The following is a 17,829-nucleotide window of genomic DNA, read 5'->3' as shown; positions in this document are numbered from 1 at the left end:
GTGCGCCGGCGCGGGCTCGTCGTCAGTTGAGCGGCTTGGTCGTGGTCATGTTGATGCCGAACTCCTTGAGCGCGGCATGGTTGAGGTTCCATTTGGCGAAGATCTTGTCATAGGTGCCGCTGGCCTTGATGGCCTGAAGCGCGGCCTTGAGCGCCTCCGCCAGCTGGGTGTTCTCCCTGGCGACGATGATGCCGAGGTAGTTCTGCTTCTCGAGCGGGTTGGCGATGGTGACGATCTCCACCGGATTGTTGGCCTTCAGCTCCTCTACGGCGCTCGCCTCGCTGAGCGCGAAGTCGATGCGGCCGGCGAACAGCGCCAGAAGTACCGCCGACTGCTGCGGGAACTCGCTGATGGTCAGCGGCTTCAGCCCCTTGTCGGCACACCATTTGCTGAAGGTCTGAAGGTTGGTGATGAAGTCGGTGCCGGACTGGCCAGCGGTGCGCAACCCGCACAGGGTTTCCGGCTGGCCGGCCTTGATCGCGGGATTGGTGGCCACATAGTAGAAAGCATTGCCATAGGTCAGGGAGTGATTGACGAAGGTCACCTGTTTCTCGCGCTCGACGCGATCGGTGATGCACTCCATCGCCATGTCATAGCGCCCGCCCGCCACGCCGGGGATCAGGCCGGCAAAGTCGATCGACACCACGTTGAGCTTGACGCCGAGTACCTGAGCCAGCGCATCCCAGATGTCCACCTCGTAGCCGACCATCGTCTTGCCGTCCTTGAGGTACCACTGGCACGGCGGATAGTTGGCATCCGTCGCCAGGTTGATGACGCCCGCTGTCCTGATCTTCTCGGGCAGCATCGCGTTTAGTTCCGGCTTGGCGGTCTCCGGCGGGATCTTCACGGCACTCTGGGCAAAGGCGAGGCTCGGCGCCATCGCGAGGACGGCCAGGAGGACGGCGGCAACATGTCGGATCGGGAAGCGGCTCGACGGCATCGGGAATGTCCTTCTCTCACGGACGGTGGAACTGGCGCGACAAATGCGCAGCAACGCTCCTTGAGCGAGCCGGGGACTGCCCGGCCGGCTCAGTTTCGAGCTTGGACGCGTAGAAAATTGAATGTTTGATTAAACAAGCATGAGAATGATTTTCCTGTCAATCGGAACTGGACAGTAATTTTCCAACAAATATCAAGGCATTTGACAGCAAAATAAGCAACATATGCCGTAATAGCGGTCATATTGCGCAAATTGTGGGCTTCCAGTTATTTTTGGAGATTTCATTTGAACATTTGATTGAAATGAGGCTAGCGTCTGGACCTGCGATGCCGCCCGGCCCCGCGAGCGGCGTGCCTGAGATGATCCCGGGGAACTCGTCAAGCAGATGTGGAAGCGACCGCAGGCACCGCCGCGTCGCGAACCGAGGAGCCGACATGCAGGTGGATGAGGCGATCGCGCGCCTGGAGGCCGAGCGCGAGAGGATTTGGCTGACCGCCCCCGAGGAGGTCACCGCCCTGGGCAAGGGCATCGTGCCGCGCGGCACCGGAGCCCGAGGACAGTATCTGAGCACGATCATCTTCGCCGAGGGCGAGGCGCGCACCTTCGCCGACGAGATGCTGTGGGGCATCATCCGCGTCTGCGAGGACACCGATGCCGACCTCGCCACACTGAAGGCGGTGATCGAGCAGATCATCGGCTACAAGGCGTCGTTCTTCGATTTCGTCAGTCTCCCGGAGGCCGCGGGCTTCACGCGCGTCTATGTCGAGGCAGCCCTTGCCTGCGAAAGCACGGCCGATCTCGCGCGCCTCACCCATGCGGCGCTCGGCTACGCCAACCGGCTCCACATGTGGGTCGACTACATCCTCCCCTGGGGCCTCGGCGACGGCTTCCGCCGCCCGAAGTCCTGACCTTCCGGCCCCCGCAAGGACATGACGATGAAACTCATCCTGAGCATCGACAAGAAAGACGTCTGCACGATCGAGGTCTGGGAAGACAAGGTCCCCATGCTCGCCAAGCAGTTCCGCGAGAAGCTGCCGCTGGTCTCCATGCTCCAGCACGGCAAGCTGCTCGGCGACCTGATCTTCTTCACGCTTCCCATCGTCGCGCCGTGGGAGAACCGCTACCTCACCGAGGATGTCGGCCGCGAGCGCAAGGCGAAATACGGCTCGCCGGCCGGCGCCGTGTGCTTCTACAGCCCGCGCCAGCAGTTCTGCGTCGTCTATGGCGACGACGCGTCCGACGAGCCGTTGCCAATCTCCTATATCGGCGAGGTCGTCGAGGGCCAGCTCGAGCTCAAGGTCGCCGGGCTCGAAACCTGGTTCGACCAGAGCCGCCTCGTCGAACTGAAGCTCGCCGACGCCTGACAACAGCCGCCGCCAGACGACCGGGCCGCCGGCCGCGCGGCCGGCCCGGTCCGCCTCTTCCCACAAGGATCCCGCCATGAGCACTGACCAGAAGATCGGCCTGCTTCAGAAGGAACTCGCCGCGAAGGGCGTGGAATACTGCATCGGCGCTTATGTCGACATCCACGGCGTCCAGAAAGGCAAGGTCGTGCCCCTGCCCCATCTGGAGCATATGGCGCATGGCTCCGAACGCTATACCGGCTATGCGCTCGATGGCCTCGGCCAGGAGCCGAACGAGGACGAGCTCACCTCCATCCCCGATCTCGGCCACATCATCCAGTTGCCCTGGGAACCCAAGGTGGCCTGGATGCCGGCCGACAACCATTTCCGCGGCGAGCCCTATCCGCTCAGCACCCGCGTGGCGCTCAAGAACGTGCTGGCCGAGGCGGAACAGATGGGTTTCGGCTTCAATCTCGGCATCGAATGCGAGATCTTCCTGCTGCGGAAGGAGGACGACGGACGCCTGTCGGTGCCGACGCCGAACGACACGCTCGGCAAGCCCTGCTACGACATCACCAGCTTCATGGACAATTTCTCCTGGCTCGACCGAATGGCTGCCACCATCAACGGCCTGGGCTGGGACCTGTATTCCTTCGACCATGAGGACGCCAACGGCCAGTTCGAATTCGACTTCCAATATGCCGATGCCTTGACGATGTGTGACCGCCTGATCTTCTTCCGGATGATGGCCAAGCACTATGCGGCGCAGGAGGGATTGCTGGCGACGATGATGCCGAAGCCCTTCGCCGACCGCACCGGCAACGGCGCGCACTTCAACATGTCGCTGTTCGACCGCGAGACGGGGGCGAACATTTTTGCCCGCGCGCCGGAGAACGATCCGCGCGGGCTCGGCCTCACTGAAACCGGCTATCACTTCATCGGCGGCATACTGAAACACGGCCGCGCCCTGTGCGCCGCGCTCGCTCCCACCGTGAACAGCTACAAGCGGCTGGTGCGGCGCGGCGCCATGTCCACCTTCAGCTGGGCGCCGGTGTTCAATTCCTACGGCTCGAACAACCGCACCAATTCGGTGCGCGTGCCCGCCGGCGGCGGCCGCTGCGAATCCCGCAACGCCGACGGCTCGGTCAATCCCTATCTGGCGGCCGCGCTGGTGCTGGCGGCCGGGCTCGAGGGCGTTCGCGAAAAGATCGATCCCGGCACGCCCAATGACGACAACCTGTACAACATCTCGGAAGGCGACCGGCTCGCGCGCGGCATCGAGTTCCTGCCGCAGAACCTTCTGGAGGCGGTGGAGGCCTTCGCGGCCGATCCGCTGGTCGAGAAAACACTGGGAACCGCGCTCAGGAACGAGTTCATCACCTATAAGCGCGCCGAATGGGACGAGTACCACCTGGGCATCAGCCCCTGGGAGACCGCGCGCTACGCGCAGATGTTCTGAGGCACGCAACCGCCGGGACGCGCCGCGTCGAACCGGGATGGACGCATGATAGCTCCCCCCTTGCAGACATTTCCGCTCGGCGATCTCCGGCTGGTATCGGGCGGCGTGCTGGCCGATGCGCGCCTTACCTACCGGTGCTGGGGAGCCCTCAACGCGGCCGCCGACAATGTGGTGCTGCTGCCTTCCTACTATACCGGGACAAGCGCCTCCCATCTCCCGATGATCGGCGTCGGCCGGGCGTTCGATCCCACCCGCTATTTCATCGTCGCCATCGATCTGTTCGGAAACGGCAACGCCACCTCGCCCAGCCAGCTGGACACGCCCGGTAGGCGTGCCGCATTTCCGCGTATCGACGTCGTCGACAATGTGGCGGCGCAGCACCGGCTGGTCGCCGCGCTCGGTATCCGCCGGATAAGGCTGGTCTATGGATGGTCGCTGGCGGCGATCCAGGCCTATTTCTGGGCGGCGATGTACCCGGACGCGGTTGATGCGATCCTGCCGGTGTGCGGCGCCTCGCGCTGCTGGCCGCAGAACCGCGTCTTTCTCGAGGGCCTGAGATCGATTCTGGCAGCGGATCCGGCCTTCGCCGGCGGCGCATGCGAGAGCGTGCCGGAGATGGGGCTGCGGGCCTTCGGACGAAGCTATGCCGGCTGGGCGTTTTCCCCGGCCTTCTATAGGGACGAGCTCTACAAGGTGGCAGGTTTCGCCACGCTGGAGGATTTCCTCGCCTTCTGGGAAGAGGATCACCTGAGCTGGCACGCCGCCGATCTAAACGCGACGCTCGTCACCTGGATGACCGCTGACATCGCGACCTTGCCCGGCCATGGCGGCGACCTTGCAGGCGCGCTTGGCGCCGTGCGGGCCCGCTGCATCGCGATGCCCTGCGACGAGGATCGCTACTTCACGCTGGAGGAGAACCGCATCGAAGCGGGTCTTCTCGCCAGAGCCGAGCTCCGGCCGATCCGCTCGCCCTATGGCCATTGCGCCGGCGGGCCGGGGCGTTTCCCAAAGGAAATGGAACAGATAGCGGACGCGGTAAGAGACCTGCTCGAGGATTCCTAGCTGTCCAATCCCGAGGGCGAGTGGTCGGGATTGAGCCCGAAGCGTTCGGGTTCGGCTGCCCATGCCTTGCAGATGGCCTCGTCGGGCGTGAGGCCGTGTAGGGTGTTCGGATGTTATAGGCATCAAGGAAAGCGGCGAGACGATCCGTAAATTGCCGGTGGCTGCCGGGATGGTAGCGCCGGACGAAATGATGAAAGGCCCTTCGAGCCTCGCCACAGAACTGGTTCGGCGTTTCAGAGACGGATCCGATGCGATAGAATCGACCCGATCGGTGAAAACGTCTCTGACTTTCTAAAGAACCAGGCGAGTCATGCCGACCATGGAAATCGCCGCAGCGACGATCGCCTCGCGAGGCTCGCGCGGCGTCCAGCCGAGCACTCGCCGCGCCTTGTCGTTCGAGGTCTTCTTGGCGTAGCCGAGGTCGGGAACGAAGGGACGCATCTCGGCATTGAAACGCGCGGCGATGCGTACCACGAAGTCGGGGAGTGCGCGCATCGGGACCCGCTTGGCCGCATCCCCAAGCGCGGCCCTGATGATGGCGCCGATCTCCTTAAGGCTGAGCGCTCGGCCGTTGGAGAGTAGGAATCGCTCACCGGCCGCATGCGGGTTGGTCATCGCCATGACATGCGCGCTGGCCACGTCGCGGACATCGACCACAGGGATGAACAGGTTCGGCACCACCGGCATCGCGCCGTCGAGCATGCGCTGGACGATGTGGTTTGCGCCGGATACGTCCTTGCCCATCACCGGCCCCATGACCGCGACCGGCAACATCGTGGTCAGTTCCAGGCCACCGCCCTCAGCGGCGATGAAATCCCAGGCCGCACGTTCGGCCAGGGTCTTGCTCTTGCCGTAGGCATCGACGCCGGGTCCATCGAGAATCGTCCAGTCGGCTTCGGTGAACACATGATCGCTATGCGGATGCCCCCAGCTCACGGCGTGGAAGGCGGAGGTGAGAACGACACGCTTTACCCCCGCGTTGCGTGCCGCGCGCAAGACGCGCAGCGTGCCTTCGCGCGCGGGGACGATCACCTCGTCCTCGTTCGCGACCCTCCCGGGCTGGACCGGCGAGGCGACATGAAGGACGAAATCCACGCCGGCGACGGCCTCCGCCCAGCCGTCGTCACGCAGCAGATCGGCCGCGACGAAACTCAGCCCGTTGGAGTGAACCATACCCGCGTCCTGGAGGACGCCGCGCGCCGCCGCTTCCTTGCCCAGCGACCTGATGGTGGAGCGCACGAGATGGCCTTGCTCCAGAAGCTGGAGGATACAATGCCCGGCAATGAAACCGGAACCGCCGGTTACGAGAACGCGCTGCGGAATCATGACGGGTTGCCTTTGTGAACGCGATGATCGTCTGCCAGCCGGTTGCGCCAGCGCGCCGGGGTTGTCCGCTCCCAGCGGCGGAAGGCCCGAACAAATGAATTGGGTTCGACGAAGCCGACCAGCATGGAAATCGCGACCGCATCGAGGTCGGTGGCGACCAGCAAACGACTGGCGGTGGTCCGCCTCACCTCCGCGAGCTGTTCTTGAAAGCTGGTCCCGAGTTCGTGGAGCCGGCGTTGAAGCGTGCGCGAGCTTAAATTGAGGCGCCCCGCCACCGCTGTGACGCTCAGCCGGCGCCCGTCGCTCAATTGCCGCGCGATGGCGACGCGTACCTCGCCCACAAAAGCGTGAAAGCCCTCTCCTTGGCGGATGCGCCGCTCCAGGCCGTCCAGGACCTGAGCAAAGGCGGTACCGTCCGCGGTGAGAAACGGAACGTCGAGCGCCGCGCGATCGAACACCATCGCGTCACTCGCGGCGCCGAAGACGATCGGGCATCCGAAGTGGCTTCTCAGAAGCTCCTCGTCGATCGGGCGCCGCGTCAGTTCGAGCCGTATCGGCGTGACCTTTCCGCCGCTGCCTCGCCTGGCGAGCTGATGCAGCGAGGCCATCGTCATGTCGACGAGCAGGCGTGGGACCGGTCCGGTCGCCTGGAGCCAGCGGTAACGAACGGCGGCTTCGCCGCCCTTGACCTCTACCTCCACAAATTCGGGGCAGGTCAGGCTCTTGTACCGGGAGAGCGCAGCGAGCGCGCTGCGAAAGTCGGGCGCGTGCAAGGCGACGATCGCCGCCACTCCGTAGCCACGCGCTATCCCTTCGTCACCAAAGCGAAGGCCTGCGCCGGGGTCATGAAATTCCTCCTCGGCCGCCGCCCAGATGCGGAAGAAATCGCTCGTCACCCACGCCTTCGACGTCGCCACGCCCGCCCGCAAGCACAAGCGTTCGATGGGCATGGCGAGCTTCGACAGGACACCGGTCGACAGCGAAAAGGTAGATGGGCTTCGCATCGTCGAAACATAAGCAGGTCGGACATTCGCAACAAATCCGATCGCGCCAATCGATCACGCGCCCGGCGCCTTCCGCATTTGCAGTCCGCCAGCCTATGGCTCCAAATTGCCGGCTTCGTCGCAGGAGCTTTCAAGCCGGCGTTGCGGGCTGGGCAACGCCACGGGCCTGCGTCAGGGCGGCGCTTAGCGCCGATCGCCTTGCCTCCTCACCTCGCCCGATCCCTTCGGCAATGATGAACTCGGGTTTCGCACCGAGGAAGGTGAAAATTGAGCGCATCAAGGTCTCGGCATGCTCAAACGACTGGAACGGCGAGGCCTCGCCGTAGACGTTGCCGCGCGCCAAACCGATGATGACCCGCTTATTGGCGGCCAATCCTACGACGCCGTTCTCGTCATAGCTAAAGGTCTTTCCACGGACGGCGACCCTGTCGATCCACGCCTTCAACTGGGTTGGGATTGTGAAGTTGTAGAAGCCGGCGCCGATCACCACGACGTCCGAATCCAGAAACTGGCGCACGTCGGGGCCTTGATCGAGTGTCGACCAAGTGTCCAAGGTAAGGTGGGCGGGCGGCTCTGCAGCGAGATCACGATAGGTAATCTCAGCGTGCGGCTCCCTGGCGAGGAACTGATCGACGATCGCCGCCGATATCGCCCGGCTGACAGAGTTGTCGCCCAGGATGCTGGAATCGAGATGTAGGATTTTCAACTGCGGTCTCCGGTCTGGATTTGTGACCACATCCAGTTATGTGACTATCAGGCCTTCGCCAAGAACGCAGATTTGTAGGACCAGGTCACATGCATATGCCCGCCACCGCCGGAATGAGTTCGCACTGCCGCAAGCTGAGTGAAGTTCTGACAATCGTTGGCGACAAGTGGACTGTGATGATCGTCATGGTGCTTATCGACCACCCGCGCCGATTCAACGACATCAAACGCACCATCGGGGGCATCTCGCAGCAGATGCTCACCCGGACGCTCAAGGCTCTTGAGCGCGACGGCACGGTCAGCCGGACTGTCCACCCCACTGTCCCGCCTCAGGTCGAGTATGCTCTTACCGATCTCGGCCAATCTCTGGCTAAACCGCTCCGCGCGCTGGGCATCTGGGCGAGCGAGCATTTGGAGGAGATCGAGGGCAATCGGCAACGATATGATCGTCATCGAACATCATGAGCTTGCGGGGACTGAAACCTGAAGTTCGCCCTGCGGCATCATAGAGCCCTTCGCCTTCGCGGGGTCATCGGTTACCGTCCCACTGCTTCAACACGCCGATGAAGGCACGGAGCGGCGACGGTACATGCCGGCTGCGCGGGTAGTAGAGCGCCAGGCCGGGCGTCGGTGGACACCAGTCGTCGAGAACGGTCACAAGTCGGCCCGATCCTAGAAAAGTTCGGGCGAAGGGCTCGGGGACATAGGCGATGCCGCGCCCGTCCGCCGCCGCCTGCACGAGAAGATCATTGTCGTCGAGGGTGAGATTGCCCGGGACGTCGACCGCGATCTCGGCGCCGCGCCTGGCAAACTCCCAGCGATAGCGCTTTCCGCTGGGCAAACGTTGACGGATACAGCGATGCGCCTGCAGGTCGTCGGGCGTCTTCGGAGACACGATGCCCTCAAGATAGGACGGCGCGGCCACGGCGATGAAACGCACGTCGCCCCCGAACTTCACCGCGACCATGTCGCGCGGGACGGCCTCCAGCAGGCGCACGCCGGCATCGAAACCCTGTTCCACGATGTCGACGAGCTTCCCCTCAGACACCAGATCGAGTTCGACATCGGGATAGAGATCGAGAAATCGCGGCACGACGCCTGCGAGCAGGATGCGAGCACCGCTCTTATTCGCATTGATACGTAGCGTGCCGCTGGGATTTCCGCGCTCTTCCGACAGGATGTCGAGCGCCCGATCAAGATCCTGAAGAACCGGGTCGAGGCGCGCGAGCAGGCTTGCACCGGCCTGGGTGAGTGACACACTGCGCGTCGTTCGGTTGAACAGCCGGACGCCAAGCTTGCCCTCCAGAGCGATGATTGCGTGGCTGAGCGCGGATCGCGAGACGCCCATGACATCGGCCGCCCGGCGGAAACTCCTGTGGTTGGCCACCGCTGCGAAAGCGCCCAGATCGTTCAGGCTCGGACGGATCATTCGTGATTGATCTTCACCATACGATCCCGACTTGAGGACCTTACATCACCAATATCCGCGACATACACGCTCCGCATCGTGAAAGCAGCCAAAACGGACGATGGAAACGGACACATCGCAGCTGTTGGGCTGGATCAGGTTCATTGAGAAGCTGAACTAATCAAGCCGATCATAATTGCGCATCTTATCGATTGAATAGCCCTATGTCATGGTTGCCGCAAGGGTAACTGCCGCGCACCGCTTGCTTCACTCGCCGGCTCTCCTACGGCGCCGACGCCGGAACGAGCGGCGTGCCCCAAGCAAAAGGGAAGATCGATGAATGCCTTCACCCTCAACCGCCGCGCCATCATGCTGTCCGCCGTCGCAGGCGCATCAAGCCTGGTCGTCCCGGCCATTAGCGGGTCCGGTGGCGCGAAGGCCCAGGCCCCATCGTCGCCGAGCGGCAATTCCGGCTGCTACCGCTTCCGTGTCGGCGACATCCGGGCGACGGTCCTGAGCGACGGCGTCATTGGCGGCCCCCCGCGCGTCTATGCGAGCGATGCGCCCGAGGCGGAGCTCCAGGCCGTGCTGCGGCGCGCCTTTCTTCCCACCGGCCACATGACGCTCAACCTCAACACGCTGCTGATCGAAACCGGCGGGCGACGGATCCTGATCGAGGCCGGTGCGGGCAAGACGATGGGACCGAATGGCGGCCGTCTCTTTGAAAACCTGGCGGCGATCGGGCTTGGTCCTGCCGATATTGACGCGATCGTCATCTCGCACACTCATCCCGATCACGTGGGCAATCTCCGAACCGCCGACGGCGGCAAAGCCTTCCCACGCGCCACGGTCTTCGTGCCGAAGGCGGACTGGGATTTCTTTGTCCGCACCGACCCGGATCTCTCCTACATGCCGGTCCCGCAGGATTTCCGCGTGCGCTTCGCGGCTGCCATCAAGGACAGCCTTGAGCCGGTGCAGAAGGATCTCACCCTCTACCAAGCCGGCGGAGAGATCGTGCCCGGCCTCACGACGATTGCCGCGTCCGGCCACACGCCGGGCATGGCGACGTTTCTCGTCCATTCCGGCAACGATCAGCTGCTGTTGACGGCAGACCTCGCCTATCATCCGGTCGTCAACGTGGACAGGCCCTGGGTTCCGGGCCCAGACCGCGACAAGGAGTCGGCCCTCGCCTCCCGGCGGCGGATCTTCGACAGGGCCGCCGCCGACCGCATTCCGGTGCTCGGCTTCCATTTTCCTTTCCCTGGCCTCGGCCGACTGCTCGAGACCGATGGCGCCTACGCCTGGGTGCCCGCCAATTGGCAGTTCTGACGCTCAGGATGAAGGAGGATCTCATGGACCGGACGAAGATCAACCGACGCGGCTTCCTCGGCACGCTGGGCGCCGCAGCGACGGGGTTCGGCCTCGCCACCCAAACGGCGGCTCAGGCCCAGGGGACAGGAACGGCCTCGCCCACCTCCGCATCCAGCCCGGATGTGCTGACCCGCGCCTTGCCGCGTACCGGCGAGCGGCTCACGGCTCTCGGACTCGGCACCTTTCTGACCTTCGATCTAAAGCCCGGCGCGCGCCGCGACGGTCTCCGGCAGGTCTTCGAGCGATATGTCGCCGCGGGCGGCCGTGTCGTCGACACCTCGCCGCTCTACGGCTCGGCCGAGGTCAGCGTCGGTCAGTTCATGGGCGAATATGCGGGATCGGACGGGATGTTCCTCGCCAACAAGGTCTGGGCCACCGGAGAATATCTCGGTGATGAAAGCCACGCCGAGGAGAGCTTTCGGCAGTCGCGGCTGCGCACCTGGCGTGACACGATCAATCTCATGCAATGCCACAGCATCACCAATGCGCCTGTCATCATCCCGCTGATGAAGGCGTGGAAGCAGGAAGGCCTCATACGCCATGTGGGCGTGACCCACCACGAATCGGCAGCGCAGGACCAGTTGACAACCATCGTGGAGCGCGACGATGTGGATTTCGTCCAGACCAATTATTCGATCTTCAACCGCGACGCCGAGCGCCGCCTGCTCCCGGCGGCTGCCGACAAGGGCGTCGGCGTGCTCATCAACCTGCCGCTCGAGAAGGCTCGCCTGATGAAGGTGGTCGAGGGACAGCCATTGCCGGGCTTCGCGCAGGAGTTCGGCGCGACCAGCTGGGCGCAGTTCTTCCTGAAATGGGTCATGGCGCACCCGGCCGTCACGACCGTGCTGTGCGGCACCTCCAACCCCGACCACATGAGCGACAATGTCCAGGCGATGACCGGCCCGCTTCCCGACACGCGCATGCGCGCCCGCATGGTTTCGCATATGGAGACAATCCCTAGCTTTGGCTCCATCGGCACCATGCCTTGGTACCCCGGCAAGGAGAATATGTATGCCGGCCTGATCCGCGCGGCGCAGGCCAATGCCGTACGACGCCTGCAATGATCCTTCGCGTCCCTTCAGCGCCGCGGCGATCAAGAGCTGGAGACTGATCTTGCCCTCAAGCCGACGCTCCTTCCTGACCACATTTCTGACGTTGCCACTGATCCAAGCCGCCGACACCAGGGCATTCGCGCAGGCGGGTTCCGAGCTCCCTTTGACTCCGGAGTGCCATGATGCAGATGACGTCACGCTGGAGCGGGAGGCCGGTCCGTTCTTCAGGCCGAACTCGCCGCGAAACCGGGAACTCCATACAGACGCCCCCGACGGCGAACGAATAACGGTTGTCGGATTTGTCCTCGACAGGCACTGCCGGCCGCTCGCCGGAAGCCTTGTAGAGATCTGGCATGCCGACGAAAACGGCGACTATGACAGCGTCGGTTTCCGTCTGCGCGGGCACCAGTTCACCGATGTGCAAGGACGCTGGTGGTTCAGCACTATCGTGCCCGCGCTTTATCCCGGCCGAACGCGCCACTTCCATTTCAAGGTCCAACGTCCGGGCGGCCGCATCCTCACAACCCAGCTCTACTTTCCCGAAGAGCCGCGAAACGTCGGAGATGGACTCTTTCACGAGACACTGCTCCTCGACATAAAGCAAACCGGTGACGGACGGTTCGGCCGTTTCGACTTCGTGGTGTGGCCGAAGGTAATGGGGCCAGTCGCCGAGCCTACGCCCGCGTCACCGCAGCGTGCCCAATGACCAGCCCGTGATGCAGTGCTGGCGTCAGGCGCTGAAGCCGGCGTCCACATTGAGAACCGCCCCGGTAATCAGGCTGGCTGCGGGACCGGCAAGAAAGGCTACGGCGCTGGCGATCTCACGGGGCTCCGCAAATCGGCCGAGCGAGGTGAGGCTCCGCTGATGGTCGGCATTCTCGCCATCGGCCGGGTTCATGTCCGTGTCGGTCGATCCGGGCAGAACAAGATTCACGGTAATGCCCTGAGGGCCGAGTTCACGCGAAAGGCCCCGCGTGAACGACAGCAGGGCCGACTTCGACATGGCGTAAGCCGTCACTCCCGGGAAAGGCACACGCTCGGCAAGCGCGGAGCCAATGGATACGATGCGCCCGCCTGACGTCAGGTGCGGGATCGCCGCCTGGGCGAAGAGGACTGGGGCGCGAACATTGACATCAAGCATGGCTTGTAAGTCGGCCAATGCCAGGTCCGTTGTCATTCCAGCCGTTGCGATGCCCGCGCTATTCACCAGAATGTCGAGCCCTCCAAGGGTATCGACCGTCTCGGTGACGGCGCGGCGGATGGCTTCCGGGTCGGCGCTGTCGGCTTGGATGGCAAGCCCGCGCCGGCCTTTCTCCTCGACCGACCGGACCACCGCCGCCGCCCGATCCGCCGAGCGGTGATAGGTGAAGGCGACATCAGCGCCGTTATTTGCGAGCGCAACAGCGATCGCGGCTCCAATACCCCGCGAGCCGCCATTCACGAGCGCGCGCTTCCCAAGCAATTCCACAACCGTTTCCTTTATGCAGTGATCGATGCATAAATCGGTAGATCTATTGCTGCGCGCGGTCAACTGATTTATGCAGTGTTCGATGCACAATAAGGCTGCAACACCGCCAGCTTGTTCGACGTCGGCTCCCCGCACGCGCGGTCGGCCGCGGGAATTTGATCGCGTGGCCGCCCTCGCGGCCGCGACAAGGCTGTTCTGGATCAGGGGATACGAGGCGACCTCGATCGCCGATCTGACGTATGCCATGGCGATCGGGACAAAGAGCCTCTATGCAGCCTTCGGCTCGAAGGACGCGCTCTACGCAGAAGCGCTCAAATACTATTACACGACCTATGAGGGATTGGTTTGGACCCGTTTCCGCAAGGCTGCGACCGCGCGGGAGGCGGCTCTCGCATTTCTCCAGGATTCCGCCGTGGCCATGACAGGCGGAGATTGCGATCTGCCGCATGGGTGCATGGCGACGCTCGCCACGGTGGGCAGCGAAGGACATTCCGACCTCGCTGAGTTCATGCGAGCCACCCGCGCGGGTGGCTTCGATCTCCTCAAGGCTCGCTTCGACAAAGCAAAAGGCGACGGGGACCTCCTGGCCACTGCAGACACAACCAAGCTGGCGAGGTTCGTGCAGACCCTACAAAGCGGCATGGCGATACGCGCCCGTGACGGGGCGGATCGCGCCGAACTCGCGGCCGTCGCGGAAATCGCTCTGGCCGGCTGGGACCAAATCACGGCCACGATTGATCAAGGGGCACAGGACAAGGCCTGATCCTCCCTGCAGCGCGGGCTTATTACGTCAGGGACTGTCCGCGGTCGTGTCATGGAGCCAGCGGACCTTGCGACACTGAATGCGATAGACGGCAGACAGAGGCACATTTGCGAAGGTACCGCCCCAAATAGGTCGCCTTGAGGCTCAACCGGTCGAGCAAAGGACGCGATACCGGCTTCGGGGGTGCGCCAAGCGCCCACGGCGATACGGCTCATGCCGCTTCGTCCCGCGGGGAAGAGCGCCGCGTGCCAGCCGAACAGCCGCTCCGCGGTCAATGGCTGCTTATAGTTTTGCGTGGCATCGAGCATCATTTCCACGACGCCTTCGACATGGCGATCGGCGGAGACCAGGCCGGCAATATCCATGCCGAGGCGGCGGGCGATCGAGGAACGGACCTGTTCCCGGTCAAGCACCTCGCCTTCGATCTCGCTGGACTTCAGAACGTCTTCGGTCAGCACATGGACGACTTCCTCGCGAAGCGGGAAGCCAAGTGCCTCCATGCGGCCGATCAGCCGCCCCTGTCGATGTCGCACGGACGCGAGGCGCTGGACGAGCTTCTCATCGCTCCAGTACAGATCCGCCCAGTCAGTCAAACTATGGATACTTCATAATCACCGCGCCTTTCGCGGCGAAGGTGGCCGCCATCCGCCGCAAAGAGCAAGCATCATCACCGCACGATATCCGGCGATTAGCCCCCCCTAATCACCGCACCCTTACGCGCCGATTGGCTGGGGTGCCGTGCGCGAGTGAACGCGAATGCGGCACGCTAGCGGCGGCCAATCATTCGCCATGGTTCGTCAGACGCCGGGAACGCAGCCAAGTCGCTGACCCGGTCACATTAAAGGAGGTCTGGCATGAACACATGGAACGGCGGGATCGCAGACGGTAAGGCTGGACGATGAGCCAGACACCGGCCAGAGCCCCCTAAAGTACCGTCAGGCCAAAATCGGCCAACCCAAACGGTGAATTTTCCTTTATTCTCAAGGGAATAAGGTAAAAAAATACCGTCACAAGCTCTCTAAGCCCTGACGGCATATGCAATTCCGCGATGTCACAAAACACCCCATATCGTCAGTTCCGCCGTCGATCGCGAGGCTTGCCCGGCGATTGACGGCGAAAGACCGAGGATAGAATCTCTTTTTTTCAGTGTGTTACGGAGAGTGATCGGCGGCAATCGGCGGCGTCTGGCTAGCTAGAATCACTCCCACTCGATTGTTCGCATTATTGCTAACACGTTGAAATTGCTCACGTAAAAAATATCACTCTCAAAGACTACCGTCAGCTGTACCGTCTCGAAAGGCTGGCTGTTGATTTCATTGGGAAATTTCGGCGTTTTCGAGAAACGTACCCTTCGCCATCTATCGAGAGCGCCAGCTGTTTTGATCCTGCATCACGGTTGAGAAGGGCATCTGCCGTATGCGGCCTTCCCAATGGCCTGGGCAAGCCAGGTTGGCAACTGCGGCGCGGCTGACACGAGTTCGCTGAAGTCGGGCGGCGAGAGCGTGCGCTTCAATGTTCTCGAGGCAGTATCCGCGCTCTCCGGTCCCAGCCAGGCCAACGCCCTGATCGCGGTGCCAGCCGGTCGGTCCGCAAGGGCGAGTTGCCAGCGTGGGGCGTGTCGAAGCTCGACCACCTGCCTGCCGAAACTCATGGATCGCGAACGCCCCGAGGTAAGATAGACCGACCGGACTGGCACCTGCGTAGAAAGGCCGAGGATGTTGGCTGCGGCAGCGCCATTCGGAACAATGATTTCGCCTCGTTGCCTTGCAAATGCGTGGACTGCCTGCTCGATCGAAGGAGCCCTCGTGCCGTACCGACCGGTGACGGAGCTAACATACACACCCCGGCCCGCTCGGATCAGCCGGCCTCTCTCGGCAAGACGCGCCAGCGCCTGGTCCACAGCTGCACGTTTGCCGAGATGGAGCAGGCCTTTGGCGGAGACAGGAGTGCCCTCGGGCAATCCTCCCGCATGTGTCATGATCTGTTCTGTCAATCTCGGCATCGCCACTCTCTGTCAGAAATATATGCAGGTTTCTGACACTTCTCAACAGTGCGGCGACCGCCATGCGCGATCGATGTCTAACGTCATCCGACCACCTGCCGTCGCACTTTCTGCCAGACCTCGACACTGAACAACCGGCTCTTCCGTCATGTCATCTCCCCCAAGAATGGAGATGGATCATGACTAAAACTACAGATCGCCTACCCATCCTGATGGCGCCCTGTGACGATGGCAAACCGGTCGAAATGACAGAGCATGCTGGTCCGCCAACGGTTCTGACCGGACTGCCCAGGACGATCCGCCGACACGAGCTGCGTTTGGTCGTTCCGCTGTCCGACACCACGATTTACGACATGGAGGTCAGAGGCGAATTCCCGCGCCGGTTCTATCTTACACCGCGAAGCGTGGTGTGGGATCTCAGCGAGGTCGAGGCTTGGCTGAGACAGCGTCGTGCCGACAGCGATGCGGGACGCATCAGGAAGGCGCCTTCGCCCAATGTCCATCTTCGCAAGACTCGACCGGTGAAGGACCACTGAGCCCCCGATCGGGAAAGCTATCGCGCCAGATGGCGCGATAGCTTCACATTTGACTGTCGCTGAGCTCCCTCCCCCCGATGAAGCCACCGCTGGAATTCTTGGGCACGAGACGCTATATGACCATCTACATAGTCAGGAGCGTGACATGGACGCAATCAATCTGGCGGATGCCAAAGCCCATCTCAGCGAACTGGTCGACCGGGTCGAGGCGGGCGCTTCGATCGATATCACCCGCCGCGGCAAGCCGGTTGCGCGGCTCACTGCCGTGCCCAAGCCGCGCAAGGCGATCGATGCCGCCCTGCTCCAGTCGCTGACAGCAGCGATGCCGCCGCAGTCCCAGAGCGCCGCCGATCTCGTGCGCTCGATGCGGGATGGCGATCGCTACTGATGCTCTATCTCGACACGTCGCTGATCGTCGCGGCGCTCTCCAATGAAGCGATGACGCCGCGTGTTCAGGCCTGGCTGGTCGAGCAGGATCCGGCGCAGCTTCTGGTCAGCGACTGGACTGTCACCGAGATGTCGTCGGCCATGGCGATCAAGCTGCGGACTGGACAGATCAGCTTGGAGCAGCGAGCAGCGGCGCTCGCCATGTTCAACAAGCTGGTCGCAGAGAGCTTCACCGTGCTGCCCGTGACGGGCGGGCAGTTTCGGGCAGCGGCGCGGTTCGTCGATCAGCACAGCTTGGGGCTTCGCGCCGGTGACGCGCTGCATCTTGCCGTCGCGTCGGAGCATGGCGCCACAGTGCGTACGTTGGACCAGCGGCTTGCCGATGCCGGACCGGCGCTCGGTGTGCCGGCACAATTGCTGGCATGACCCGGGCCTCTTCCAGCATGGCCGCCCCACTTGCGAGCTGCCATGGCCGGTGACTGGTCCGACGAGTAGAACGACGCGATCGTGGCGGATTATTTCGCGATGCTCGCGGACGATATCGCCGGGCGGCCCTACAGCAATACCGAACATAACCGCCTGCTGCAGGTAGTGATCGATCGCCCGCGCGGTTCGATCGAACACGAGTACAAGAACGTCAGTGCGGTAAGTCTCAAGTTGACTCGGCAACGGATCCGAGCGCATCAAGAGCATCTCCCGCTGGCCGTCGGTGGGGGGCAGCGGCGAGCCTCATAGTGCCGCAAGATGCATGCGCGACCTCGGCTGTGCGCGCATCCCGCAGGTTCGATTCTCTCACCTCTAAAGTGAGCGTCCACTTTCTGCGCGTCCGCCGATGGTCGGCTCCTGCCGCATGAGTTCCGCGGTGTGAGGTAGATGTTCTAATTCGTGCTCAGTGTTGCAGCGGTCGGATTGTGGCAGGTCTATTCTACGGCAGGAGGGTGCCGAATCTCTCGAAGTCGTCGCTCGTCACGACGGTAGTTGGGCTCGATGAGACCGGGCTTGA

General features: G+C 63.0%; 21 protein-coding genes. 13 read left to right on the top strand and 8 right to left on the bottom strand.

The window, feature by feature from the left end:
- Positions 1–22: 22 nt before the first annotated feature.
- Positions 23–940: an ABC transporter substrate-binding protein gene (locus tag J2X65_RS20635; protein ID WP_310205070.1), complete on the bottom strand. Its 918-nt coding sequence runs from the start codon at positions 938–940 to the stop codon at positions 23–25.
- Positions 941–1,374: 434 nt separating this feature from the next.
- On the opposite strand from J2X65_RS20635, the gene J2X65_RS20630 reads away from it, so the two are divergent.
- The 4 genes from J2X65_RS20630 to J2X65_RS20615 all read left to right on the top strand — a co-directional run bounded on the left by J2X65_RS20630 (position 1,375) and on the right by J2X65_RS20615 (position 4,804).
- Positions 1,375–1,848 carry a hypothetical protein gene (locus J2X65_RS20630; RefSeq protein ID WP_310205066.1) on the top strand — a complete coding sequence of 158 codons (474 nt, stop codon included), beginning with the start codon at positions 1,375–1,377 and terminating at the stop codon, positions 1,846–1,848.
- Between the two features lie 27 nt (positions 1,849–1,875).
- A complete protein-coding gene (locus tag J2X65_RS20625; protein ID WP_310205063.1) occupies positions 1,876–2,304 on the top strand; it encodes a hypothetical protein in 429 nt (142 codons plus the stop codon).
- 76 nt (positions 2,305–2,380) lie between these two features.
- A complete protein-coding gene (gene glnT / locus J2X65_RS20620; RefSeq protein WP_310205060.1) occupies positions 2,381–3,742 on the top strand; it encodes a type III glutamate--ammonia ligase in 1,362 nt (453 codons plus the stop codon).
- 45 nt (positions 3,743–3,787) lie between these two features.
- Positions 3,788–4,804: an alpha/beta fold hydrolase gene (locus J2X65_RS20615; RefSeq protein WP_310205057.1), complete on the top strand. Its 1,017-nt coding sequence runs from the start codon at positions 3,788–3,790 to the stop codon at positions 4,802–4,804.
- A gap of 291 nt (positions 4,805–5,095) precedes the next feature.
- On the opposite strand, the gene J2X65_RS20610 is transcribed toward J2X65_RS20615, so the two are convergent.
- From J2X65_RS20610 to J2X65_RS20600, 3 genes are all read right to left on the bottom strand, one after another.
- Positions 5,096–6,130 carry an aldehyde reductase gene (locus J2X65_RS20610; protein ID WP_310205054.1) on the bottom strand — a complete coding sequence of 345 codons (1,035 nt, stop codon included), beginning with the start codon at positions 6,128–6,130 and terminating at the stop codon, positions 5,096–5,098.
- The gene (locus J2X65_RS20605) at positions 6,127–7,080 is read right to left on the bottom strand and encodes an AraC family transcriptional regulator ligand-binding domain-containing protein (protein WP_310205052.1); all 954 of its coding nucleotides are present in this window, start codon (positions 7,078–7,080) and stop codon (positions 6,127–6,129) included. Before J2X65_RS20605 ends, J2X65_RS20610 begins: the two co-directional genes overlap by 4 nt.
- Positions 7,081–7,264: 184 nt before the next feature.
- On the bottom strand, positions 7,265–7,840 hold the full coding sequence (locus J2X65_RS20600) for an NAD(P)H-dependent oxidoreductase (RefSeq protein WP_310205049.1): 576 nt from the start codon (positions 7,838–7,840) through the stop codon (positions 7,265–7,267).
- A gap of 89 nt (positions 7,841–7,929) precedes the next feature.
- Between J2X65_RS20600 and J2X65_RS20595 the strand changes: the two genes are divergently transcribed.
- A complete protein-coding gene (locus J2X65_RS20595; protein WP_310205045.1) occupies positions 7,930–8,304 on the top strand; it encodes a helix-turn-helix domain-containing protein in 375 nt (124 codons plus the stop codon).
- 64 nt (positions 8,305–8,368) lie between these two features.
- On the opposite strand, the gene J2X65_RS20590 is transcribed toward J2X65_RS20595, so the two are convergent.
- Entirely contained in the window at positions 8,369–9,268 is a 900-nt protein-coding gene (locus J2X65_RS20590) for a LysR family transcriptional regulator (protein WP_310205041.1), read from the bottom strand.
- A 315-nt stretch (positions 9,269–9,583) separates the two neighbouring features.
- Between J2X65_RS20590 and J2X65_RS20585 the strand changes: the two genes are divergently transcribed.
- From J2X65_RS20585 to J2X65_RS20575, 3 genes are read left to right on the top strand one after another with little or no spacing between them, the layout of a single operon-like run.
- Positions 9,584–10,576: an MBL fold metallo-hydrolase gene (locus J2X65_RS20585; protein WP_310205038.1), complete on the top strand. Its 993-nt coding sequence runs from the start codon at positions 9,584–9,586 to the stop codon at positions 10,574–10,576.
- 23 nt (positions 10,577–10,599) lie between these two features.
- On the top strand, positions 10,600–11,682 hold the full coding sequence (locus J2X65_RS20580) for an aldo/keto reductase (protein ID WP_310205036.1): 1,083 nt from the start codon (positions 10,600–10,602) through the stop codon (positions 11,680–11,682).
- A gap of 49 nt (positions 11,683–11,731) precedes the next feature.
- Positions 11,732–12,376, top strand: a complete 645-nt coding sequence (locus J2X65_RS20575) for an intradiol ring-cleavage dioxygenase (protein ID WP_310205339.1) — start codon at positions 11,732–11,734, stop codon at positions 12,374–12,376.
- Positions 12,377–12,400: 24 nt separating this feature from the next.
- On the opposite strand, the gene J2X65_RS20570 is transcribed toward J2X65_RS20575, so the two are convergent.
- Positions 12,401–13,138 (bottom strand): SDR family NAD(P)-dependent oxidoreductase, encoded by a 738-nt coding sequence (locus J2X65_RS20570; protein ID WP_404977770.1) that lies wholly within the window; start codon positions 13,136–13,138, stop codon positions 12,401–12,403.
- A 70-nt stretch (positions 13,139–13,208) separates the two neighbouring features.
- Here J2X65_RS20570 and J2X65_RS20565 point away from each other — a divergent pair, with 70 nt between their 5' ends.
- Entirely contained in the window at positions 13,209–13,901 is a 693-nt protein-coding gene (locus J2X65_RS20565) for a TetR/AcrR family transcriptional regulator (protein ID WP_310205033.1), read from the top strand.
- Here J2X65_RS20565 and J2X65_RS20560 read toward each other — a convergent pair.
- Positions 13,877–14,494 carry a DUF4172 domain-containing protein gene (locus J2X65_RS20560; RefSeq protein ID WP_310205030.1) on the bottom strand — a complete coding sequence of 206 codons (618 nt, stop codon included), beginning with the start codon at positions 14,492–14,494 and terminating at the stop codon, positions 13,877–13,879. The two genes, J2X65_RS20565 and J2X65_RS20560, sit on opposite strands and share 25 nt — an antisense overlap.
- Positions 14,495–15,291: 797 nt before the next feature.
- Positions 15,292–15,903, bottom strand: a complete 612-nt coding sequence (locus J2X65_RS20555; RefSeq protein WP_310205027.1) for a DUF6088 family protein — start codon at positions 15,901–15,903, stop codon at positions 15,292–15,294.
- A gap of 245 nt (positions 15,904–16,148) precedes the next feature.
- Between J2X65_RS20555 and J2X65_RS20550 the strand changes: the two genes are divergently transcribed.
- The 4 genes from J2X65_RS20550 to J2X65_RS20535 all read left to right on the top strand — a co-directional run bounded on the left by J2X65_RS20550 (position 16,149) and on the right by J2X65_RS20535 (position 17,561).
- Positions 16,149–16,439 carry an AlpA family transcriptional regulator gene (locus J2X65_RS20550; RefSeq protein ID WP_081852765.1) on the top strand — a complete coding sequence of 97 codons (291 nt, stop codon included), beginning with the start codon at positions 16,149–16,151 and terminating at the stop codon, positions 16,437–16,439.
- 145 nt (positions 16,440–16,584) lie between these two features.
- The gene (locus J2X65_RS20545; RefSeq protein WP_310205024.1) at positions 16,585–16,827 is read left to right on the top strand and encodes a type II toxin-antitoxin system prevent-host-death family antitoxin; all 243 of its coding nucleotides are present in this window, start codon (positions 16,585–16,587) and stop codon (positions 16,825–16,827) included.
- Positions 16,827–17,252 (top strand): type II toxin-antitoxin system VapC family toxin, encoded by a 426-nt coding sequence (locus J2X65_RS20540; RefSeq protein ID WP_310205021.1) that lies wholly within the window; start codon positions 16,827–16,829, stop codon positions 17,250–17,252. The genes J2X65_RS20545 and J2X65_RS20540 overlap by 1 nt, the downstream gene beginning before the upstream one ends.
- An 81-nt stretch (positions 17,253–17,333) precedes the next feature.
- The gene (locus J2X65_RS20535) at positions 17,334–17,561 is read left to right on the top strand and encodes a hypothetical protein (RefSeq protein ID WP_310205018.1); all 228 of its coding nucleotides are present in this window, start codon (positions 17,334–17,336) and stop codon (positions 17,559–17,561) included.
- The last annotated feature ends 268 nt before the right edge of the window (positions 17,562–17,829 follow it).

It is taken from the genome of Ancylobacter sp. 3268 (assembly GCF_031456575.1).
Classification (GTDB): domain Bacteria; phylum Pseudomonadota; class Alphaproteobacteria; order Rhizobiales; family Xanthobacteraceae; genus Ancylobacter.
Note: the sequence above shows the minus strand (reverse complement) of the source record. Positions and strands in the feature narration are given on the sequence as shown.